This is a genomic window from Salmonella sp. 2020_1395 (genome assembly GCF_043848115.1).
Taxonomy (GTDB): Bacteria; Pseudomonadota; Gammaproteobacteria; order Enterobacterales; family Enterobacteriaceae; genus Salmonella; species Salmonella enterica.
The window spans coordinates 111,969-135,172 of the sequence record NZ_JBCMFH010000006.1 but is presented as its reverse complement, the minus strand read 5'-3'; the positions used below and the strand labels follow the sequence as shown (position 1 = coordinate 135,172).

Sequence of the window (23,204 nt, the reverse complement as noted above, 5' to 3'; positions counted from 1 at the left end):
GCGACAGTAAAATCACCAATCTGGCGGCGGGTACCCTGGCCGCTGACAGCACCGACGCCGTTAACGGCTCACAATTGTTTGCCACCAATGAAAATGTGTCTCAGAACACCACTGATATCGCTGCCAATACAACCAGCATCAATCAGAACACCACTGATATCGCCACCAACACCACCAGTATCAACAACCTGAGCAACTCAGTTACCACGCTCACCGACGATGCACTGCTATGGGATGCAGTCTCTGGCGCATTCAGCGCTAACCGCAACGGAAGCGCCAGTAAAATCATCAATGTCGCCGCCGGGGACCTTTCTGAGGACAGTACAGACGCGGTGAACGGCTCCCAGTTGTATGAAACCAACCAGAGGGTGGATCAAAACACCTCTGCTATCGCAGATATTAATACGTCCATCACCAATCTTAGCTCTGACAATCTGAGCTGGAATGAAACAACAAGTTCGTTCTCTGCCAGCCACGGAAGTAGTACGACAAACAAAATCACCAACGTTGCTGCCGGAGAGCTGTCTGAAGAAAGTACCGACGCGGTTAACGGCTCGCAGCTGTTCGAAACCAATGAAAAAGTGGATCAGAACACGACCGATATCGCCGCCAATACCACTAACATCACTCAGAACAGCACCGCGATTGAGAACCTGAATACTTCTGTCTCCGACATTAATACGTCCATTACCGGCCTCACTGATAACGCTCTGTTATGGGACGAAGACATCGGCGCTTTCAGCGCAAACCACGGTGGAAGCACCAGTAAAATAACCAATGTCGCCGCCGGGGCGCTTTCTGAGGACAGTACAGACGCGGTAAACGGCTCACAGTTGTATGAAACCAACCAGAAGGTGGATCAAAACACCTCTGCTATCGCGGATATCAATACGTCCATCACCAATCTTGGTACCGATGCACTGAGCTGGGATGACGAAGAGGGTGCGTTCAGCGCCAGCCACGGTACCAGCGGTACCAATAAGATAACCAATGTAGCAGCAGGTGAAATCGCCAGTGACAGTACTGACGCTGTTAATGGCTCTCAGCTCTATGAAACTAACATGCTGATTTCTCAGTATAATGAATCTATTAGCCAACTAGCCGGCGATACCAGCGAAACCTATATCACGGAAAATGGTACCGGCGTGAAATACATCCGTACGAATGATAACGGGCTTGAAGGCCAGGATGCATACGCAACGGGTAACGGCGCAACGGCAGTAGGTTACGACGCCGTCGCCTCTGGCGCTGGCAGCCTGGCTCTTGGCCAAAACAGCAGCAGCACCATTGATGGCAGTATCGCTTTGGGCAGTGGCTCCACCTCTAACCGCGCTATTACAACCGGTATACGAGAAACGAGCGTAACAAGCGATGGCGTCGTCATTGGCTACAATACAACAGACAGAGAGTTGCTGGGCGCGTTGTCATTGGGGACGGATGGAGAAAGCTATCGTCAAATTACCAACGTTGCTGACGGCTCTGAAGCGCAAGATGCGGTAACAGTTCGTCAGTTACAAAATGCCATTGGTGCGGTCACTACTACACCGACCAAGTACTACCACGCAAACTCAACGGAAGAAGATTCACTGGCTGTCGGAACTGACTCACTGGCAATGGGTGCGAAGACCATCGTCAATGCTGATGCAGGTATTGGTATTGGTCTGAATACACTGGTGATGGCTGATGCCATCAACGGTATTGCTATCGGTTCTAACGCACGCGCCAATCATGCAAACAGTATTGCAATGGGTAATGGTTCTCAGACCACTCGCGGCGCACAGACTGACTACACCGCCTACAACATGGACACACCGCAGAACTCTGTCGGTGAGTTCTCTGTCGGCAGTGAAGACGGCCAACGTCAGATCACTAACGTCGCGGCGGGTTCGGCAGATACCGATGCCGTTAACGTTGGTCAATTGAAAGTCACCGACAGCCGTGTTGCCGCGAATACCGAAAGCATCAATAACCTGAACACGCAGGTGAGTAGTCTTGATACTCGCGTCACCAATATTGAAAACGGTATTGGCGATATCGTCACTACCGGTAGCACCAAGTACTTCAAGACCAACACCGATGGCGTAGATGCAAATGCCCAGGGTGCGGACAGCGTCGCGATTGGCTCTGGCTCTATTGCTGCCGCTGAAAACAGCGTGGCGTTAGGCACAAATTCCGTCGCAGATGAAGCTAATACTGTGTCTGTCGGCTCTTCTACTCAACAACGCCGTATTACCAACGTTGCCGCAGGGGTGAACAACACTGACGCGGTTAATGTGGCGCAACTGAAAGCCTCAGAAGCAGGCTCCGTGCGTTATGAAACCAATGCAGATGGCTCGGTTAACTATAGCGTGCTCAACCTGGGAGACGGGAGTGGCGGTACCACTCGGATCGGCAATGTTTCAGCGGCGGTGAATGATACGGATGCGGTTAACTATGCGCAATTGAAACGCAGCGTCGAAGAAGCAAACACCTATACCGACCAGAAAATGGGTGAAATGAACAGCAAAATCAAAGGTGTAGAAAACAAGATGAGCGGCGGTATCGCTTCAGCGATGGCGATGGCCGGTCTGCCACAAGCCTACGCCCCGGGCGCCAACATGACCTCGATTGCTGGCGGTACGTTTAATGGTGAAAGTGCCGTCGCCATTGGGGTCTCCATGGTAAGTGAAAGCGGGGGCTGGGTGTATAAATTGCAAGGAACCAGCAACAGCCAGGGCGATTACTCTGCGGCCATTGGCGCGGGCTTCCAGTGGTAATGAAGTAACAACACTCCCGACATCAAAGGCAATGGCATAATGCCATTGCCTTTTCACTTCCCTTTGCTGTCCTCTCCCCTCAATTGGCCCTACCAATTTTAGCCCGTTACCACAGCCTACTCACATTTCACTAAATTAACTCTACAATACCGTTGCCAATAAATAACATCTGGTTAACTATTTGTTGTCATTATCCATACACAACAATATTGGCAGGACCACTTTTACACATAATGTGACCCCAACGAGATGAGCAAAGATTCATCCCATTATGCGTGTGGTTCTCAGGAGACCTGCAATGAACCTCTGGCAACAAAACTATGACCCGGCGGGTAATATCTGGCTTTCCAGCCTGATCGCATCGCTCCCAATCCTGTTCTTCTTTTTCGCCCTGATTAAACTCAAGCTGAAAGGCTACGTTGCCGCTTCGTGGACGGTGGTTATCGCGCTCGCCGTTGCGCTGCTGTTCTATAAAATGCCGGTCGATCACGCGCTGGCATCGGTCGTGTATGGCTTCTTCTACGGGCTATGGCCGATTGCCTGGATAATCATCGCCGCGGTCTTCGTCTATAAAATTTCGGTCAAGACCGGGCAGTTTGACATTATTCGCTCGTCAATTCTGTCGATTACCCCCGATCAACGTCTGCAAATGCTGATTGTCGGCTTCTGCTTCGGCGCGTTCCTTGAAGGCGCGGCGGGTTTCGGCGCGCCGGTGGCGATAACCGCCGCGCTGCTGGTGGGTCTGGGCTTTAATCCGCTGTATGCGGCAGGGCTGTGCCTGATTGTAAACACCGCGCCTGTCGCCTTTGGCGCGATGGGGATCCCGATTCTGGTTGCCGGACAGGTCACGGGCCTGGACAGCTTTGAAATCGGTCAGATGGTCGGTCGTCAGCTACCGTTCCTGACCATTATCGTGCTGTTCTGGATTATGGCGATTATGGACGGCTGGCGCGGCGTGAAAGAAACCTGGCCTGCGGTGATGGTCGCTGGCGGCTCGTTTGCTATCGCCCAGTATCTCAGCTCCAACTTTATCGGGCCGGAACTGCCGGACATCATCTCTTCGCTGGTCTCACTGGTGTGTCTGACGCTGTTCCTGAAACGCTGGCAGCCGGTACGTATCTTCCGCTTCGGCGATATGGGCGCTTCGCAGGTCGATATGGACCTGTCGCGCACCCGCTACACTGCAGGGCAAATCATCCGCGCCTGGTCCCCGTTCCTGTTCCTGACAGCCACCGTCACGCTGTGGAGCATACCGCCGTTTAAAGCGCTGTTTGCGCCGGGTGGCGCGATGTACCACTGGGTGGTCAATATTCCGGTTCCGTTCCTCGACAAGCTGGTAGCCCGCATGCCGCCGGTCGTACACGAAGCCACAGCCTACGCGGCGGTGTACAAATTTGACTGGTTCTCCGCCACCGGTACCGCGATTCTGTTTGCCGCTCTGCTGTCTATCGTCTGGCTGAAGATGAAGCCGTCCGCTGCGCTGCAGACCTTTGGCAACACGCTGAAAGATCTGGCGCTACCAATCTATTCCATCGGGATGGTGCTGGCATTCGCGTTTATCTCTAACTACTCCGGGCTTTCATCAACCCTGGCGTTGGCCCTGGCGCACACTGGCAGCGCGTTTACTTTCTTCTCGCCGTTCCTCGGCTGGCTGGGGGTATTCCTGACCGGGTCCGATACCTCATCTAACGCCCTGTTTGCCGCCCTGCAGGCCACCGCAGCTCAGCAAATCGGCGTTTCGGATGTGCTGATGGTGGCGGCAAATACCACCGGCGGCGTGACCGGCAAGATGATCTCTCCACAGTCTATCGCTATCGCCTGTGCGGCAGTGGGATTAGTGGGGAAAGAGTCTGATCTGTTCCGCTTTACCGTGAAACATAGCTTGATTTTCACCTGCATGGTGGGGGTGATTACCACCCTGCAGGCCTATGTTTTAACCTGGATGATTCCATGATTGTGATGCCCAGACGACTGTCAGACGAGATTGCCTCTCGCGTGCGGGCGCTGATTGAAGAACAGCAGTTGGAGGCGGGCATGAAATTGCCCGCTGAGCGCCAGTTGGCCGTACAGCTCGGCGTGTCGCGCAACTCGCTGCGCGAGGCGTTAGCAAAGCTGGTGAGTGAAGGCGTGTTGATCAGCCGTCGCGGCGGCGGGACGTTTGTTCGCTGGCAGCATGAAGCCTGGTCTGAACAAAACATCGTTCAGCCGCTGAAGACCCTGCTGGCGGACGATCCTGATTACAGCTTCGATATTCTGGAAGCCCGCCACGCCATTGAAGCCAGTACGGCCTGGCACGCCGCCATGCGTGCCACCGCTGCCGACAAAGAGAAAATCAGACTCTGCTTTGATGCGACGCTCAGCGAAGACCCGGATCTCGCCTCCCAGGCCGACGTGCGATTTCATCTGGCGATCGCGGAAGCCTCGCACAATGTGGTGCTGTTGCAAACCATGCGCGGTTTCTTCGACGTCCTGCAATCCTCCGTCAAACAGAGTCGCCAGCGTATGTATCTCGTTCCGCCCGTATTCTCAAAGCTGACGGAACAACACCAGGCGGTGATGGACGCCATTCTGGACGGTAACGCCGAGGGCGCGCGTAAAGCGATGATGGCGCACCTCAGTTTTGTCCACACTACGATTAAACGATTTGATGAAGACCAGGCCCGCCAGGCGCGTATTACCCGCCTGCCCGGCGACCATAATGAGATGACCAGGGAGAATAAATCATGATTATTTCAGCAGCCAGCGATTATCGCGCCGCAGCTCAGCGCACGTTGCCTCCTTTCCTCTTCCACTACATCGACGGCGGCGCGTATGCGGAATATACCCTGCGCCGAAATGTGGAAGACCTGTCGCAAGTCGCTCTGCGCCAGCGCGTGCTGAAAAATATGTCCGATTTAAGCCTGGAAACGACCCTGTTTAACGAAACGTTGTCGATGCCGGTGGCATTAGCGCCGGTAGGCCTGTGCGGCATGTACGCCCGTCGCGGCGAAGTACAGGCCGCCGCCGCCGCAGACGCAAAGGGCATTCCGTTCACCCTTTCCACCGTCTCCGTCTGTCCGATTGAAGAAGTTGCACCAACCATTAAGCGCCCGATGTGGTTCCAGCTTTATGTACTGCGTGACCGGGGCTTTATGCGTAATGCGCTGGAACGAGCAAAAGCGGCGGGCTGCTCCACGCTGGTCTTTACCGTGGATATGCCGACGCCGGGCGCGCGCTACCGTGACGCCCACTCCGGGATGAGCGGCCCAAACGCGGCCATGCGCCGTTACTGGCAGGCGGTGATGCACCCTAAATGGGCGTGGGATGTCGGCCTGAACGGTCGCCCGCATGATTTAGGCAATATTTCCGCCTATCTGGGTAAACCGACCGGCCTTGAGGACTATATCGGCTGGCTGGCAAATAACTTCGATCCGTCCATCTCCTGGAAAGATCTGGAGTGGATACGCGAATTCTGGGACGGCCCAATGGTGATCAAAGGGATCCTCGATCCAGAAGATGCCCGCGATGCGGTACGTTTCGGCGCTGACGGTATCGTGGTGTCGAATCACGGCGGCCGCCAGCTCGATGGCGTGCTCTCTTCCGCCCGCGCCCTGCCCGCCATTGCCGATGCGGTGAAAGGCGATATCGCCATTCTGGCGGATAGCGGGATTCGTAACGGGCTGGATGTCGTGCGTATGATTGCGTTGGGGGCCGATACCGTACTGCTGGGTCGGGCCTATCTCTACGCGCTGGCGACGGCAGGAAAAGCGGGTGTCGCCAATCTGCTGGACCTGATCGAGAAAGAGATGAAAGTCGCCATGACCCTGACCGGCGCGAAATCCATTAGCGAAATCAGTGGCGATTCACTGGTGCAGGAACTGGGGAAAAGTTTGCCCGCCGCGCTGGCACCAATGAGCAAAGGCGATGCCGCCTGAACGCCTGGCGCGTGAGAGCCCGGTAAATTTCTGCTATTCTGCCCCCCGCATTTAAGGGGGCATCATGCTTAACATCGTACTCTTCGAACCAGAAATCCCGCCGAATACCGGCAACATCATTCGTCTTTGCGCCAATACCGGCTTTCGTCTGCACATCATCGAACCGATGGGGTTTACCTGGGATGATAAGCGCTTACGCCGCGCAGGGCTGGACTATCACGAATTCGCCGCGGTTCAGCGCCATCACGATTATGCCGCCTTTGTCGCCGCCGAAAACCCGCAGCGCCTGTTTGCGTTGACGACAAAGGGTACGCCCGCCCATAGCGCCGTAAGCTATCAGGATGGCGATTATTTGATGTTTGGCCCGGAAACGCGCGGCCTGCCCGCCAGCATTCTCGATGCGTTGCCTAAAGAGCAGAAGATTCGCATTCCGATGATGCCGGATAGCCGTAGCATGAACCTGTCGAATTCGGTGTCGGTGGTGGTGTATGAAGCGTGGCGCCAGTTAGGATATCCCGGCGCGGTATTGCGGTCGTAATATATTCAATGCCGGATGGCGGCTAACGCCTGATCCGGCCTGGCCGATCCCGATGGCATGTTCCCGTTTATGCGGACTCTCGCTCAATCAAATGAAAGCCAATATCCACAATAGCTTCTGCGCACGGTTTCTGTTCAATACGATCGGCCAACAGCGTAGCGGCGCGCTGGCCAATGGCGCGTCTGTCAACGCTTACGGTAGTAATTGATGGTCGATTGCTGGCGGCAAAATCAAGGTCGCCAAAACCAATAACCGCTAAATCATGCGGAATGCGCATACCACGGCTTTCCGCCTCCATCATCGCCCCCTGTGCCAGGGTATCAGAACTGCAAACAATGACATCAAACGTCCCTTCGTCAAAAAGCTGGCTTAAACCGCTGCGCCCCAGCGAAAGCGATGCCGGAAGGGGGACATCTACCTGCGGTACGGCATGAATAGCGTGGCGTTGAAGAACACTACATAACCCCTGCTTACGTTGCGCGGCTCGGCGATCGGCGGTCCACAACAAGCCGGGACGACGATAGCCCTTACTCAGAAGATACTCCCCCGTCGCCTGCCCGACTTTTTCATGGGAAAAACCAACCAGCATATCAAGCGGCGTGGGCGTTAAGTCCCAAATTTCCACCACCGGAATAGCCGCGTTCAGGATGACCTTTTTCAGTTCTATCGTGTGATGGATCCCGGTAAGCACCACGCCATCGGGGCGGCGGGAAAGCAGTGTCGCCACCAATTCCGCTTCCGTTTGTTCGGTATATCCGGCCACGCACAGCAATATGTGATATCCGCGTCGGGCCAGTTCATCGCTCAGCGACTGGATGGTATCGACAAACATGTTGTTGTTAATTTGCGGCACGACGACAGCGATTAATTTACTCCGTCGCGACGCCAGACCACCGGCTAACGCGTTGGGTATGTAGCCTGTGACGCGAACCGCCTGCATGACTTTCTCAACCGTTTTGGGGCGAACCAGTTGTGGCGAATTCAATGCCCGGCTGACTGTCATCGGAGACAGCCCGGCGCTACGTGCTACATCTTCCAGCGTCGGCGCACGAGGTGATTTGGTTCTCTTCACGTCTGATGCCCCTGCAAAGATTGGCTGATTTATCCGCGCATTATTCATCATGCCTGCGGCTATTGCCAGCTTCGCATCAGGAAAGGCCGTAAATACAGTAGGTTATCAAGCTCAGTCATTACAAAATGATAGCGCCATCATTTTGTATTATGCATTTCCCCAGATATTTTTGGATCGTGATCCATTTTGCAATAAATCCTGCTTTTTATGCGACATATGTGATCAAATGTTCAAATCAACATCAACTTTCTGGATCCTGTGCTCGCTTAATAATAAAAATGTTAGCGCAATCATTTTGTGATTATCAGGAGAAAAAAAATGGCTTTAAGCGCGAATTCCGACGCCGTAACGTATGCAAAAGCGGCGAATACCAGAACCGCGGCAGAAACCGGCGATCGTATCGAATGGGTGAAGCTATCACTGGCTTTTCTACCGCTGGCGACGCCAGTGAGTGACGCGAAGGTACTGACCGGTCGCCAGAAACCTTTGACCGAAGTGGCAATCATCATTGCCGAAATCCGCAGTCGCGATGGCTTTGAAGGCGTTGGTTTTAGCTACTCCAAACGTGCTGGCGGCCAGGGTATTTATGCTCACGCCAAAGAGATAGCCGATAATCTACTGGGCGAAGATCCCAATGATATCGACAAAATATACACCAAGCTGCTGTGGGCCGGAGCCTCGGTGGGGCGTAGCGGGATGGCGGTACAGGCTATCTCCCCTATCGATATCGCCTTATGGGATATGAAGGCTAAACGTGCCGGTCTGCCACTGGCAAAACTGTTGGGCGCGCACCGCGACTCCGTTCAGTGTTACAACACCTCAGGGGGGTTCTTGCATACACCGCTCGATCAAGTGCTGAAAAATGTGGTGATTTCCCGCGAAAATGGCATTGGCGGTATTAAGTTGAAAGTCGGACAACCCAACTGCGCTGAGGATATTCGCCGCTTAACCGCAGTACGTGAAGCGCTTGGGGATGAGTTTCCGTTAATGGTTGACGCTAACCAGCAGTGGGATCGCGAAACGGCTATCCGCATGGGGCGTAAAATGGAACAGTTCAACCTTATCTGGATTGAAGAACCATTAGATGCTTACGACATCGAAGGCCATGCCCAGCTTGCTGCCGCGCTGGATACGCCTATCGCCACCGGGGAAATGCTGACCAGTTTCCGGGAACACGAGCAGTTGATTCTGGGCAATGCCAGCGATTTCGTTCAGCCAGATGCGCCGCGTGTCGGCGGTATCTCTCCGTTCCTGAAGATTATGGATCTGGCGGCGAAACACGGGCGTAAGCTGGCGCCGCACTTTGCGATGGAAGTACACCTGCACCTTTCCGCAGCGTATCCCCTGGAGCCGTGGCTGGAACATTTCGAGTGGCTGAACCCATTATTCAACGAGCAACTTGAGCTGCGCGATGGCCGCATGTGGATTTCCGATCGTCATGGTCTGGGTTTTACGCTCAGTGAACAAGCGCGCCGCTGGACACAATTAACATGTGAATTTGGCAAACGCCCTTAACCCGACTGGCGGGAATCCGTCCCGCCTCTCTTACCTTACAGGATGCATTCTGCCCTTATCTGAGGAGTAGATAATGAACACAATAATAAAGCGCACAAAAGTGCGTCATACCATTCTTATATTTTTATTTCTTGCTACCGTATTTAATTATGCGGATCGCGCAACTCTATCCGTAGTTGCCCCAATAATGAGTAAAGAATTAGGTTTTGATCCGGAAGCGATGGGCCTGGCCTTCTCCTCATTTGGTATTGCCTATGTCATTATGCAACTACCCGGCGGTTGGCTATTAGACCGCTACGGTTCACGACTGGTTTACGGTTGCGCATTGATTGGCTGGTCGTTAGTAACCATGTTTCAGGGAACGATCTATTTGTATGGCAGCCCATTAATTGTACTGGTTATTCTACGTCTGCTGATGGGCGCGATTGAAGCGCCTGCCTTTCCGGCGAACAGTCGTTTAAGCGTACAATGGTTTCCCAATAATGAACGAGGTTTCGTTACTTCAGTTTATCAGGCTGCGCAATATATCTCGCTGGGCATTATCACCCCGCTAATGACGATCATTCTGCATAATTTAAGCTGGCATTTTGTCTTCTATTATATTGGCGCTATTGGTGTGATGCTCGGTATATTCTGGTTAATGAAAGTCAAAGATCCGATGCACCACCCAAAAGTTAATCAAGCGGAAATTGACTATATTCGTAGCGGTGGTGGCGAGCCCTCTCTGGGCTGTAAAAAGGAGCCGCAGAAAATAACGTTTGCGCAGATTAAAACCGTCTGTGTTAACCGGATGATGATCGGTGTTTACATCGGGCAATTCTGCGTCACCTCTATCACCTGGTTCTTCCTGACCTGGTTCCCGACCTACCTGTACCAGGCGAAAGGCATGTCGATTCTGAAAGTCGGTTTTGTGGCCAGTATTCCAGCCATTGCCGGTTTTATTGGCGGCCTGCTCGGCGGCGTGTTCTCCGACTGGCTGCTCAAACGCGGCTATAGCCTTACCGTCGCGCGGAAGCTGCCTGTTATCTGCGGTATGTTGCTCTCTTGCGTAATAGTGATCGCCAACTACACCTCTTCAGAATTTGTGGTCATTGCGGCGATGAGTCTGGCCTTTTTTGCCAAAGGGTTTGGTAACCTGGGCTGGTGCGTACTCAGCGACACCTCGCCGAAGGAAGTTCTGGGTATTGCCGGCGGCGTATTTAACATGTGCGGCAATATGGCAAGCATCGTTACGCCGCTGGTCATCGGCGTGATTCTTGCCAATACTCAGTCGTTCGACTTTGCCATTTTATACGTTGGCTCGATGGGACTTATTGGTCTCATTTCATATCTGTTTATCGTCGGCCCGCTGGATCGCATCACGCTGACATCATCCGCAGCCTGATTGTCCACATTGCGAATTCTTCGCTCCGCTGTTCCGGGATTGCACTCCATCGGAACAGCGTTTTTTAGTTGTACCGCGCAATTCAGATGCCGTCGCCATACTCAAACGTATGGTGTAGCCCGTTGAAATGCTGGTCCATATCCATCGACGGCTTATCGCTGCCCGGCTTGCCGACAATACGCGCCGGAACGCCTGCGGCGGTAGTGTGCGGCGGGACAGGCTGTAAAACGACGGAACCTGCGCCAATTTTCGCGCCGCGCCCCACCTCGATATTGCCGAGAATTTTCGCGCCCGCGCCAATCATCACGCCTTCGCGGATTTTAGGATGACGATCGCCGCTCGTTTTCCCGGTACCGCCCAGGGTGACGGATTGCAGGATCGACACATCATCCTCAATAACCGCCGTCTCCCCCACCACAATACCGGTGGCATGGTCGAGCATAATCCCGCGGCCAATTTTCGCTGCCGGGTGAATATCCACCTGAAACGAGACCGAAACCTGATTTTGCAGGAAGATAGCCAGCGCGCGGCGACCTTTATTCCACAACCAGTGACCAATGCGGTAGGCCTGTAGCGCATGAAAGCCTTTCAGATATAACAGCGGCGTGGAGTATTTATCCACCGCCGGATCGCGAGTGCGCACGGCCTGAATATCGCAGGCTGCCGACGCGATCATTTCCGGGTCGGCGGCATAGGCTTCTTCAACTACTTCACGGATAGCGATAGCGGGCATGATGGGCGAAGCCAGTTTATTTGCCAGCATATAGCTCAGCGCACTGCCCAGATTTTCATGCTTGAGTAGCGTGGCGTGATAAAAACTGGCCAACATAGGCTCACAGTCAGCTAAAGCGCGGGCTTCAGCTTTAATATTCTTCCAGACGATTTCCAGTTCTTCACACGGCATGGTTTACTCCAGACGGGCAGAAAACGACCAACCCGTTCTGTGCGGGTTGGGTCGTTTATGCAAACAGTTCCTTACGGCTAGTGGCGACTCAGCTCTTCCTTGCGGGCGCGACCTAATAACGTTAATGCTGCCTCGCGCGCGTTTTTTCCGCAATACAATACTTGATAAATTTCCTCGGTTATTGGCATTTCAACACCAAAACGGTGCGCCAATTCACGAACTTCTTTCGTATTGCGATAGCCTTCGACCACCTGGCCAATCTTATCCTGCGCGCCTTTAACGTCCATACCCTGGCCAAGCATCATGCCAAAACGACGGTTGCGCGACTGGTTGTCGGTACAGGTCAGCACCAGATCGCCTAAACCCGCCATCCCCATAAAGGTGGCGGGATCGGCGCCAAGCGCTGCGCCAAGCCGCGACATTTCGGTCAGTCCACGCGTGATTAGCGCCGTGCGGGCGTTCGCGCCGAAGCCGATGCCGTCAGACATCCCCGCGCCAATCGCAATCACGTTTTTCACCGCGCCGCCAAGCTGCACGCCGATAAAATCCGCATTGATATAGACGCGAAAACTTTTTCCGCAGTGCAACAGTTGCTGGAGATCGTCGGCAAAGGTCTCATCGGTTGAGGCCAGCGAGATTGCCGTCGGCAAACCCGCCGCCAGCTCTTTAGCGAACGTCGGACCGGAAATCACCGCCAGCGGGATTTGATCGCCTAACGCCTCGCGAGCGACATCCTGCAACAGGCGCCCCGTTTCCGCTTCCAGGCCTTTGGTCGCCCATACCAGACGCGCATCCGGACGCATCAGCGGTTTAATCTGCCGCAGCACGTCGCTGAAAACATGGCTTGGCACCACTACCAGAATGTTACGACTGGCCGCCAGCGCGGTTGCTAAGTCGCTTTCCAGGTGTAACGTATCGGGAAAAGGCACATCGGGAAGGAACGCGACGTTGCAGCGATCGTGCTCCAGGGTCGCGATATGTTTTGGGTCGTGGCCCCACAGGACAACCTGGTGGCCGTTTCTCGCCAGAGTGATGGCGAGAGCGGTGCCGTACGAGCCGGCACCGATGACTGTCATTGACGCATTACTTTGGTTCATCAGGCATCCTGATGTTCTTCAGTACCTTCGCCAGCCTGCTGCTGCAAATAGTTCATGAACAGCGCATCAAAATTGACCGGCGCAAGGTTCAGTTGCGGGAACGTACCGCGTGAAACCAGGCTGGTGATGCACTCGCGAGCATACGGGAACAGAATGTTCGGGCAGTATGCGCCCAGGCAATGCGCCATCTGAGTACCTTCAATACCGCTGATGGAGAAAATACCGGCCTGCTGAACTTCGCACAGGAACGCGGTTTCTTCCCCCAAGGAAGCCGTTACGGTAACACGCAGCACAACTTCATAAACGTCATCCGCCAGTTGGGAAGATGCCGTATCAAGATCCAGTTTAACCTCTGGCTGCCAATCTTTCTGGAAAACATGCGGTGCGTTTGGCGCTTCGAAAGAAACATCCTTGGTATAGATACGTTGGATCTGGAAAGCCATTTCAGTGTTATTTTGTTCTGACATGTGTAAAACCCTTTAGTGTTGTCCTTAAATACTTGAGTACGCCTTAACGCAACAGCGGATCCAGTCCACCACGCGCATCCAGCGCATACAAGTCGTCACAACCGCCAATGTGCTGTGCATCAATAAAAATTTGCGGAACCGTCGTTCGGCCACTACGTTTGATCATCTCTTCACGCTTCACGGCGTCGCCGTCAATCGCAATTTCCTGGAAACTCACGCCCTTGCTGTTTAACAGCGCCTTTGCACGATGGCAAAACGGACAGGTTGCTTTGGTGTAGATTTCAATATTGGCCATGACTTCGCTCCTGTTTTTTACCCGATGGATTTCATGTCGACGCAAGGGCAAGTCATTCCCCTTACGTCATGAAAACGACGGGTAATCACTTACCGCGCACCAGAGGCAGATTCTCGCCGCTCCAGCCTGCTACGCCTTCTTTCAACACAAAGACCTTTTCAAAGCCGGCTTTTGTCAGCGCGTTAGCGGATTCCTGGCACTGCATACCTGAACCGTCGACCACGATAATCGGCTTGTCTTTGTGCTTTTCCAGTTCGCCAACATTGTTGGCTTTGATTTCGCTCGGCAGCAAATTGGTCGCGCCAGCGATATGGCCTTTACGGAAATCGTCACGTTGACGTAAATCCACAACAACGGCGTCCTCTTTGTTGATAAGGCGCGTGGCTTCGCCGCGTGTAATCACCTTAACTTTTGAAGTCAGACCTTTGAACGTGGTAAATAAAACCGCCACCAGTAACGCAATCCAGGCGATACTCAGTATGGGATGACGGCCAACAAATTGCATAATTTCTTGCATGGGGGGTAACAACTCCCGACGTAGTGATTAAAAAACCAGGAAAGGAGTATACCTGTGCAGTGGCGCAAATACAGCCAGAGCGTGCACTGGAATGCATTTTTGCGGGGCGCTACGAAAAAAAATCACGCTATTACTTGCCTTCTCACGCCAGCGCGATCCCTTTCTTTGATCTTCTGAGGCTATTTTATCGATTCAGCTGTAGTAAAATTACGCAATTATTTTGTCTATTGAGTATGAGGTTGTCGCAATGTCGGTTTCTAAAAAACCTATGGTACTGGTGATTCTGGATGGCTACGGCTACCGTGAAGAACAGCAGGATAACGCTATCTTAAACGCCAAAACCCCGGTGATGGATGCTCTGTGGGCAAAACGTCCGCATACCCTGATCGACGCATCCGGTCTGGAAGTGGGTCTGCCTGACCGCCAGATGGGCAACTCCGAAGTGGGCCACGTTAACCTGGGCGCAGGTCGCATCGTTTATCAGGACCTGACGCGTCTGGACGTTGAAATTAAAGAACGTACTTTCTTTGCTAACCCAGTCCTGACCAATGCGGTAGACCAGGCGAAAAACGCCGGTAAAGCGGTTCATATTATGGGTCTGCTGTCCGCGGGCGGTGTCCACAGCCACGAAGATCACATTATGGCGATGGTGGAACTGGCCGCAGAGCGCGGCGCAGAAAAAATCTATCTGCACGCCTTCCTCGACGGTCGCGACACGCCGCCGCGCAGCGCTGAAGCCTCGCTGAAAAAATTCGAAGACAAATTCGCCGCGCTGGGCAAAGGCCGCGTGGCGTCTATCGTCGGTCGTTACTACGCTATGGACCGCGACAACCGTTGGGATCGCGTGGAAAAAGCGTATGATCTGATGACCCTGGCCCAGGGCGAATTCCAGGCGGATACCGCTGTGGCTGGCCTGCAGGCCGCTTACGCTCGTGATGAAAACGATGAGTTTGTCAAAGCGACCGTTATCCGCGCCGAGGGCCAGGCTGATGCGGCGATGGAAGACGGCGACACGCTGATTTTCATGAACTTCCGCGCTGACCGCGCGCGCGAAATTACCCGCGCTTTCGTTAATGCTGATTTCGACGGCTTTGCGCGTAAGAAAGTGGTTAATCTGAACTTCGTGATGCTGACCGAATACGCCGCCGATATCAAAACTGCCGTTGCCTACCCACCAGCGTCGCTGGCGAATACCTTTGGCGAATGGATGGCGAAAAACGACAAAACTCAGCTGCGTATTTCCGAAACGGAAAAATATGCGCACGTAACCTTTTTCTTTAACGGCGGCGTAGAAGAACCGTTTGCTGGTGAAGAGCGCATTCTGATCAACTCCCCGAAAGTGGCCACTTATGACCTGCAACCGGAAATGAGCTCTGCAGAATTGACTGAAAAATTGGTCGCGGCGATCGAAAGCGGTAAGTACGACACCATCATTTGTAACTATCCAAACGGCGATATGGTCGGTCATACCGGCGTGATGGAAGCCGCCATCAAAGCGGTGGAAGCGTTGGATAACTGCATTGAACAGGTAACAAAAGCGGTTGAGTCCGTTGGTGGACAACTGTTGATTACCGCGGACCACGGCAACGCGGAGCAGATGCGCGATCCGGCGACCGGTCAGGCGCATACCGCCCACACCAACCTGCCGGTGCCGCTGATTTATGTCGGCGAGAAAAACGTGAAGGCGGTTGAAGGCGGCAAACTTTCAGACATTGCGCCTACCATGCTGTCGCTGATGGGGATGGAAATCCCGCAAGAGATGACTGGTAAGCCGCTGTTCATCGTGGAATAATCCCTCCCCATGAGGGGAAAGGCGATTAACACCATTCAACAGGCCGTGAAACCAAGAACGTTTTCAGTCAGGCCTTTGTTCTACGCCAGCGTACTTAGCGCTGGCGTATTGTTGTGCGCCTTTTCCGCCCACGCGGATGACCGTGATCAACTCAAATCTATTCAGGCCGATATCGCCGCGAAAGAACGCGACGTACGCCAGCAGCAGCAACAACGCGCCAGCCTCCTGGCACAACTTAAAGCCCAGGAAGAGGCCATCTCGGCCGCAGCACGTAAGTTGCGCGAAACGCAAAGCACTCTGGATCAGTTAAATGCGCAAATTGATGAGATGAACGCCTCAATTGCCAAACTGGAGCAGCAAAAAGCCAGCCAGGAGCGTAATCTCGCCGCGCAGTTGGACGCCGCTTTCCGCCAGGGCGAACACACCGGCATTCAGCTTATTCTTAGCGGAGAAGAGAGCCAGCGTGGGCAACGCCTGCAGGCCTACTTCGGCTATCTGAACCAGGCGCGCCAGGAGACTATCGCCGAACTGAAACAGACTCGCGAACAGGTCGCCACGCAAAAAGCCGAGCTGGAAGAGAAGCAAAGCCAACAACAAACGTTGCTGTATGAACAGCGCGCCCAGCAGGCGAAGCTGGAGCAGGCGCGTAATGAACGTAAGAAAACGCTTGCCGGACTGGAGTCGTCTATTCAGCAAGGCCAGCAACAGTTAAGCGAACTACGCGCCAACGAATCACGCCTACGCAACAGTATCGCGCGGGCGGAAGCGGCGGCCAAAGCGCGAGCGGAGCGTGAAGCCCGCGAAGCGCAGGCGGTACGCGATAAGCAGCAGGAAGCCTCGCGTAAAGGCAGCACCTATAAGCCGACGGAAAGCGAGCGTTCGCTAATGTCCCGCACCGGCGGTCTGGGCGCGCCTCGCGGTCAGGCATACTGGCCGGTACGCGGCCCGATATTGCATCGCTATGGCGAACGGCTGCAGGGTGAGCTACGTTGGAAGGGGATGGTGATCGGCGCGTCGGAAGGCACCGAGGTCAAAGCCATCGCCGACGGCAGGGTGATTCTGGCGGACTGGCTGCAAGGCTATGGCCTGGTGGTGGTCGTGGAGCATGGTAAAGGCGATATGAGCCTTTACGGCTATAATCAGAGCGCGCTGGTCAGCGTAGGCGCGCAGGTGCGCGCCGGACAACCTATCGCCCTTGTGGGCAGTAGCGGCGGTCAGGGCAGACCCTCGCTTTATTTCGAAATTCGTCGCCAGGGTCAGGCCGTCAATCCACAGCCGTGGTTGGGAAGATAAGTTTTGCCTCAGTTTCGTCGCTCCATTCTCACGCTGGCCACTTTGCTGGCGTTTGCACATCCCGTTTTCGCTGGCAAGCTCGCCATCGTGATTGATGATTTTGGCTATCGCCCGCATACGGAAAACCAGGTTCTGGCGCTGCCGCCAAACATCTCCGTCGCCGTACTGCCCAACGCGCCGCACGCGCGCGAAATGGCAACTAAAGCGCACAATAGCGGGCATGAGGTGTTAATCCATCTGCCGATGGCGCCGTTAAGCAAACAGCCGCTGGAGAAGGATACGCTGCGACCAGATATGAGCAGCGATGAGATCGAGCGCATTATCCGCGAGGCGGTAAACAACGTGCCGTATGCCGTTGGGCTTAATAACCACATGGGCAGCGCAATGACTTCCAGCCTGTTCGGTATGCAAAAAGTTATGCAGGCGCTGGAACATTACAATCTCTATTTTCTCGACAGCATGACGATTGGCAATAGCCAGGCGATGCGCGCGGCATCCGGTACGGGTGTGAAAGTGCTCAAGCGTAAAGTGTTCCTCGACGATACGCAAAACGAGGCGGATATTCGCCGTCAGTTTAATCGCGCTATCGAACTGGCCCGTCGCAACGGTTCCGCTATCGCGATTGGTCATCCGCATCCCGCAACGGTTCGCGTGCTGCAACAGATGGTTTATCGCCTGCCGGCGGATATCACCCTGGTACGTCCAGGCAGCCTGCTCAACGAACCGCAGGTAGATACGTCCCGACCGGGTGTGACGCCGCAGAAAATTGACGCGCCGCGCAATCCCTTTCGCGGCGTGAAGATGTGCAAGCCGAAAAAACCGCTGCAACCGGTCTACGCTACGCGCTTTTTCAGCGTCATCGGCGAGAGCATTACGCAAAGTTCCGTGGTTGTCTGGTTTCAGCACCAGTGGCAAGGCTGGGGGAAAATCGCCGCGCCTAAAAACGTGAGCGCTAAGACAGATTGAGCGCCTTACGGGCCATACGACGGTGCGACAAGGTTTTGTCGCGCCATTGCCACAGCCGGAAAGACCAGAGCAGCGTCTGATAAGCCGCTTTCGCGCTGCGGACGTTAGCCATCATCCGTCTATACATGCCAGAAGTAAAAATTTCGGCAATCATACGCTGGCGGGTCAAAATATCAGGCTCTTTACGTACCGCATGACAAACGCGTAACGCTTCCCAGGTAATTTGCTGGCGAAACTCCGGGTAAATCGGAATACGCCGGGCATAATCACGATTGAGCTTTTCTAATAACCGCGTAATTTTAATATAATGCCGCTGATAATTAAGATTTTTATTGCCTTGTCTTTGCAAACGGCTTACCGAATTATCATGCAGGAAATATTTATATAATGATTGTTCGGTATAACGTACGCGCGTGGCATTAAACATAACTTCCGTCGACCATAATATGTCCTGATGATGTAGTCCGGGAACGAAAGTAATATTGTTATCGATAATCAGCGCACGTCGATAAACGCCCATCCAGACAACATGCGTCCAGCGTCGCGAGGCCAACGCCATACGCAACCAATCCGGTCCGCTTAATACCCCGGTGGAACGCAGACGATCGGTCGGAATAGATTGCCAGGCGTGCCCGGTTTTTCGGACGCACCAGTCCGCGTTGCACTGCGCAACGTCCAGATCATCGTTAAGCGCCATGGTCATCAGCGTTTCATACATCTTCGGGTAGACCAGGTCATCTGCATCGACAAAGGCGACATAATCGCCGGTCGCCGCTTGCAGGCCAAGATTACGGGCGACAGATGCGCCAGCATTGGCCTGATGAAGCAGTCGAACATGCGGGTAATGTTCCGCGTAATGTTTTGCTATCTCAACGGAATGATCCGTCGATCCATCATTCACAATAATAATTTCCAGCGCCGACCACGTTTGCGCGATTAACGACGCCATGCAAGCATTAAAATCCGCTCCCGCATTATATAACGGGACAATGATACTCACTTTGGTTTTACTATTTTTCATAACGATTACCAGAAAAACCTTAATTTACCCTGCCTTTATACTGTGGCTCTATTAAGAAACTATTAAGCCGCCATAATTAATTTTTACAGTAAAAAGCAAGCACAAAACTCAGAGTAGAGCGTGACAGTAGAGCGTGACGTTAGCGAGTAAAATAAGAGTAAAGCGCAATTACGAATGCTTGATGTCTATGACAATTCTTTACGGCTTTCCAGATTTTCCCTAACAAAAAAGGTTGGCGAATGACACCAACCTTTTACGATGAAACGTATATCAGACCCGATAAAATTATCGGGTCTCCATACATATTAATCCCAGCTCAGAATAACTTTTCCTGACTGGCCTGAACGCATGGCATCAAAACCTTTCTGGAAATCATCAATAGAGAAACGATGGGTGATAATCGGTGACAGATCCAGACCGGACTGGATCAGCGCCGCCATTTTGTACCACGTTTCGAACATCTCACGACCATAAATACCTTTAATGAACAAGCCCTTAAAGATGACTTTTGTCCAGTCGATAGACATATCTGATGGCGGAATCCCCAGCATCGCAATACGACCGCCGTGATTCATGGTGTCCAGCATGGTACGAAACGCCGGCGGCGCGCCGGACATCTCCAGACCCACATCGAACCCTTCGGTCATTCCCAGCTCCGCCATGACGTCGTTCAGGCTCTCTTTCGCGACGTTGACCGCGCGGGTGACGCCCATTTTGCGCGCCAGCTCCAGACGGTATTCATTGACGTCAGTAATCACCACATGACGCGCGCCAACATGTTTCGCCACCGCGGCGGCCATTACGCCGATTGGCCCCGCCCCCGATACCAGTACATCTTCGCCGACCAGATCGAAAGACAGCGCCGTATGCACCGCATTACCAAACGGGTCGAAAATAGAGGCTAAATCATCAGAAATGTTATCCGGGATTTTAAACGCATTGAACGCCGGGATGACCAGATATTCCGCGAAGCAGCCGGGACGGTTGACGCCCACGCCGGTGGTGTTGCGACACAGGTGAGTACGACCACCACGGCAGTTGCGGCAATGACCACAGGTGATATGACCTTCGCCGGAGACGCGATCGCCAATTTTAAAGCCTTTCACTTCCTGACCGATGCCGACCACTTCGCCAACATATTCATGCCCCACGACCATCGGAACCGGGATGGTTTTTTGCGACCAGTCATCCCAGTTATAGATGTGAACGTCAGTACCGCAGATGGCTGTTTTACGGATTTTAATCAGCAAATCGTTATGGCCGACTTCCGGTTCCGGAACGTCGGTCATCCAGATGCCCTCTTCCGCTTTCAGTTTGGATAACGCTTTCATCTTACATCCTCAGGCAATCACGCCCAGTTGTTTACCAATACGCGTGAACGCGTCTACCGCACGCGTAATTTGCTCAGGCGTATGCGCCGCAGACATCTGGGTACGAATACGCGCCTGACCTTTTGGTACGACCGGATAGAAGAAACCGGTAACGTAAATGCCCTCTTTTTGCAGTTCGCGGGCAAATTTCTGCGCGACAACCGCATCTCCCAGCATTACCGGGATGATGGCGTGATCCGCGCCTGCCAGCGTAAATCCCGCGGCAGACATCTGCTCACGGAACTGCCGGGCGTTCGCCCACAAGCGATCGCGCAGTTCTGCGCCCGCTTCCACCATCTCTAACACTTTAATAGAAGCCGCCACGATCGCCGGCGCCAGGGAGTTGGAGAACAGATATGGGCGGGAACGCTGACGCAACCACTCAACGACCTCTTTACGCGCCGCGGTATAGCCGCCGGATGCGCCGCCTAACGCTTTGCCCAGCGTACCGGTAATAATATCTACGCGGCCCATTACGTCGCAGTATTCATGGGAACCACGACCGTTTTCGCCGACAAAGCCTACCGCGTGAGAATCATCAACCATCACCAGCGCATCGTATTTATCGGCCAGATCACAGACGCCTTTCAGATTGGCGATGACGCCATCCATTGAGAACACGCCGTCGGTGGCGATCAGGACATGACGCGCGCCGGCCTCACGCGCCTCTTTCAGCCGCGCTTCCAGCTCAGCCATATCGTTGTTGGCATAGCGATAACGCTTCGCTTTACACAAACGCACGCCGTCAATGATAGACGCGTGGTTCAGCGCGTCGGAGATAATGGCGTCTTCCGCGCCCAGCAACGTCTCAAACAAGCCGCCGTTAGCGTCGAAACAGGAGGAATACAGAATCGCATCTTCCATGCCGAGGAAGCTTGCCAGCTTTTGCTCCAGCGCTTTGTGGCTATCCTGGGTGCCGCAGATAAAACGCACGGACGCCATACCGAAACCGTGGCTGTCCATACCCGCTTTTGCGGCATTAATCAGCTCAGGGTGATTCGCCAGCCCGAGATAGTTATTGGCGCAAAAGTTAATAACGTGGCTTCCATCCGCCACGGTGATATCCGCCTGCTGCGCAGACGTAATAATGCGCTCTTCTTTAAACAATCCTTCCGCCCGGGCGGTTTCCAGATCGTTGGTTAACTGTTTGTAAAAATCCCCACGCATTGCGATTCTCCAGACTGGGCAAATTTCAGCACATATTACCCAAAGCGATACGTTGATACGAGATGACGCGTCATCACTTCTTTAAAATGCAGCATAAATCACGCGTATCCTCACGGGTTATCAGTGAATGGATGAATAGTGTTATGATAAGAGCATTCATGTCTGAGACAGTCTCTGACACCATAATTCAAAGGTTACAGTTATGATCATCGTTACCGGCGGCGCGGGCTTTATCGGCAGCAATATCGTTAAGGCCCTGAATGATAAAGGTATCACCGATATTCTGGTGGTGGATAACCTGAAAGACGGCACCAAGTTTGTAAACCTGGTGGATCTGAACATTGCTGACTATATGGATAAGGAAGATTTCCTGATCCAGATTATGTCCGGAGAAGAGCTCGGCGATATCGAAGCTATTTTCCATGAAGGCGCCTGCTCTTCCACCACCGAGTGGGACGGCAAGTATATGATGGATAATAACTATCAATACTCCAAAGAGCTGCTGCACTATTGTCTTGAGCGCGAAATCCCGTTCCTCTACGCCTCTTCTGCCGCCACCTATGGCGGTCGCACGTCTGATTTCATCGAATCGCGCGAATACGAAAAACCGCTTAACGTTTACGGCTATTCTAAATTCCTGTTTGATGAATATGTGCGCCAGATCCTGCCAGAAGCGAACTCGCAGATTGTCGGTTTCCGCTATTTCAACGTCTATGGACCACGTGAAGGCCATAAAGGCAGCATGGCAAGCGTGGCATTTCATCTGAATACACAGTTAAACAACGGCGAAAGCCCGAAACTGTTTGAAGGCAGCGAAAACTTCAAACGCGACTTCGTTTACGTGGGCGATGTGGCCGCCGTTAACCTGTGGTTCCTGGAAAGCGGTAAGTCCGGCATCTTTAACCTGGGCACAGGCCGTGCGGAATCTTTCCAGGCCGTCGCCGACGCGACGCTGGCATACCATAAAAAAGGCAGCATTGAATACATTCCGTTCCCGGATAAGCTGAAAGGTCGCTATCAGGCGTTTACGCAGGCGGATTTAACCAATCTACGCAACGCGGGCTATGACAAACCCTTTAAGACCGTCGCCGAAGGCGTCACGGAGTATATGGCCTGGCTGAACCGCGACGCGTAAG

General features: G+C 53.5%; 19 protein-coding genes and 1 pseudogene. 11 read left to right on the top strand and 9 right to left on the bottom strand.

The annotated features are described in order from the left end of the window. The 5 genes and pseudogenes from sadA to trmL all read left to right on the top strand — a co-directional run. Positions 1-2,756, top strand: a pseudogene (sadA, locus tag ACH0WD_RS11680) (trimeric autotransporter adhesin SadA); the annotation flags it as partial. A 298-nt stretch (positions 2,757-3,054) separates the two neighbouring features. After that, positions 3,055-4,710, top strand: coding sequence for an L-lactate permease (lldP, locus tag ACH0WD_RS11675; protein ID WP_001055302.1), 1,656 nt, complete (start codon positions 3,055-3,057; stop codon positions 4,708-4,710). Further along, positions 4,707-5,483 (top strand): transcriptional regulator LldR, encoded by a 777-nt coding sequence (gene lldR, locus ACH0WD_RS11670; RefSeq protein WP_000636704.1) that lies wholly within the window; start codon positions 4,707-4,709, stop codon positions 5,481-5,483. The genes lldP and lldR overlap by 4 nt, the downstream gene beginning before the upstream one ends. Further along, a complete protein-coding gene (lldD, locus tag ACH0WD_RS11665) occupies positions 5,480-6,670 on the top strand; it encodes a quinone-dependent L-lactate dehydrogenase (RefSeq protein WP_000586988.1) in 1,191 nt (396 codons plus the stop codon). Before lldR ends, lldD begins: the two co-directional genes overlap by 4 nt. Positions 6,671-6,734: 64 nt before the next feature. Further along, positions 6,735-7,208, top strand: coding sequence for a tRNA (uridine(34)/cytosine(34)/5-carboxymethylaminomethyluridine(34)-2'-O)-methyltransferase TrmL (gene trmL / locus ACH0WD_RS11660; protein ID WP_000932337.1), 474 nt, complete (start codon positions 6,735-6,737; stop codon positions 7,206-7,208). A gap of 67 nt (positions 7,209-7,275) precedes the next feature. On the opposite strand, the gene ACH0WD_RS11655 is transcribed toward trmL, so the two are convergent. Continuing rightward, positions 7,276-8,280 carry a LacI family DNA-binding transcriptional regulator gene (locus tag ACH0WD_RS11655; RefSeq protein ID WP_001805166.1) on the bottom strand — a complete coding sequence of 335 codons (1,005 nt, stop codon included), beginning with the start codon at positions 8,278-8,280 and terminating at the stop codon, positions 7,276-7,278. A gap of 318 nt (positions 8,281-8,598) precedes the next feature. Here ACH0WD_RS11655 and ACH0WD_RS11650 point away from each other — a divergent pair, with 318 nt between their 5' ends. Next, positions 8,599-9,795 (top strand): L-talarate/galactarate dehydratase, encoded by a 1,197-nt coding sequence (locus tag ACH0WD_RS11650; protein WP_001218249.1) that lies wholly within the window; start codon positions 8,599-8,601, stop codon positions 9,793-9,795. 73 nt (positions 9,796-9,868) lie between these two features. Continuing rightward, positions 9,869-11,179 (top strand): MFS transporter, encoded by a 1,311-nt coding sequence (locus ACH0WD_RS11645; RefSeq protein WP_001092104.1) that lies wholly within the window; start codon positions 9,869-9,871, stop codon positions 11,177-11,179. Positions 11,180-11,261: 82 nt separating this feature from the next. On the opposite strand, the gene cysE is transcribed toward ACH0WD_RS11645, so the two are convergent. The 5 genes from cysE to ACH0WD_RS11620 form a co-directional block, all read right to left on the bottom strand. Further along, positions 11,262-12,083: a serine O-acetyltransferase gene (gene cysE / locus ACH0WD_RS11640; protein ID WP_001112114.1), complete on the bottom strand. Its 822-nt coding sequence runs from the start codon at positions 12,081-12,083 to the stop codon at positions 11,262-11,264. A gap of 77 nt (positions 12,084-12,160) precedes the next feature. After that, positions 12,161-13,180, bottom strand: coding sequence for an NAD(P)H-dependent glycerol-3-phosphate dehydrogenase (gene gpsA, locus ACH0WD_RS11635; RefSeq protein WP_001076596.1), 1,020 nt, complete (start codon positions 13,178-13,180; stop codon positions 12,161-12,163). After that, entirely contained in the window at positions 13,180-13,647 is a 468-nt protein-coding gene (secB, locus tag ACH0WD_RS11630; protein ID WP_000003370.1) for a protein-export chaperone SecB, read from the bottom strand. Before secB ends, gpsA begins: the two co-directional genes overlap by 1 nt. 43 nt (positions 13,648-13,690) lie before the next feature. Further along, a complete protein-coding gene (gene grxC / locus ACH0WD_RS11625) occupies positions 13,691-13,942 on the bottom strand; it encodes a glutaredoxin 3 (protein ID WP_001273795.1) in 252 nt (83 codons plus the stop codon). A gap of 85 nt (positions 13,943-14,027) precedes the next feature. Next, complete coding sequence (locus ACH0WD_RS11620; RefSeq protein ID WP_001156179.1) at positions 14,028-14,459, bottom strand: rhodanese-like domain-containing protein; 432 nt, start codon at positions 14,457-14,459, stop codon at positions 14,028-14,030. Positions 14,460-14,706: 247 nt separating this feature from the next. On the opposite strand from ACH0WD_RS11620, the gene gpmM reads away from it, so the two are divergent. The 3 genes from gpmM to ACH0WD_RS11605 are packed head-to-tail and all read left to right on the top strand — an operon-like array spanning position 14,707 to position 18,510. Continuing rightward, positions 14,707-16,251 (top strand): 2,3-bisphosphoglycerate-independent phosphoglycerate mutase, encoded by a 1,545-nt coding sequence (gene gpmM / locus ACH0WD_RS11615; protein WP_000116576.1) that lies wholly within the window; start codon positions 14,707-14,709, stop codon positions 16,249-16,251. A gap of 33 nt (positions 16,252-16,284) precedes the next feature. Continuing rightward, a complete protein-coding gene (gene envC / locus ACH0WD_RS11610) occupies positions 16,285-17,544 on the top strand; it encodes a murein hydrolase activator EnvC (protein ID WP_058814511.1) in 1,260 nt (419 codons plus the stop codon). Between the two features lie 3 nt (positions 17,545-17,547). Beyond that, positions 17,548-18,510 carry a divergent polysaccharide deacetylase family protein gene (locus ACH0WD_RS11605; RefSeq protein ID WP_001135521.1) on the top strand — a complete coding sequence of 321 codons (963 nt, stop codon included), beginning with the start codon at positions 17,548-17,550 and terminating at the stop codon, positions 18,508-18,510. On the opposite strand, the gene ACH0WD_RS11600 is transcribed toward ACH0WD_RS11605, so the two are convergent. The 3 genes from ACH0WD_RS11600 to kbl all read right to left on the bottom strand — a co-directional run bounded on the left by ACH0WD_RS11600 (position 18,497) and on the right by kbl (position 22,068). After that, positions 18,497-19,531, bottom strand: coding sequence for a glycosyltransferase (locus ACH0WD_RS11600; protein ID WP_000798198.1), 1,035 nt, complete (start codon positions 19,529-19,531; stop codon positions 18,497-18,499). The genes ACH0WD_RS11605 and ACH0WD_RS11600 overlap by 14 nt on opposite strands. Before the next feature lie 305 nt (positions 19,532-19,836). Further along, positions 19,837-20,862 carry an L-threonine 3-dehydrogenase gene (tdh, locus tag ACH0WD_RS11595; RefSeq protein WP_000645990.1) on the bottom strand — a complete coding sequence of 342 codons (1,026 nt, stop codon included), beginning with the start codon at positions 20,860-20,862 and terminating at the stop codon, positions 19,837-19,839. A 9-nt stretch (positions 20,863-20,871) separates the two neighbouring features. After that, positions 20,872-22,068, bottom strand: coding sequence for a glycine C-acetyltransferase (gene kbl, locus ACH0WD_RS11590; RefSeq protein ID WP_001213790.1), 1,197 nt, complete (start codon positions 22,066-22,068; stop codon positions 20,872-20,874). A gap of 202 nt (positions 22,069-22,270) precedes the next feature. Here kbl and rfaD point away from each other — a divergent pair, with 202 nt between their 5' ends. Beyond that, positions 22,271-23,203, top strand: a complete 933-nt coding sequence (gene rfaD / locus ACH0WD_RS11585) for an ADP-glyceromanno-heptose 6-epimerase (protein ID WP_000587771.1) — start codon at positions 22,271-22,273, stop codon at positions 23,201-23,203. The last annotated feature ends 1 nt before the right edge of the window (position 23,204 follow it).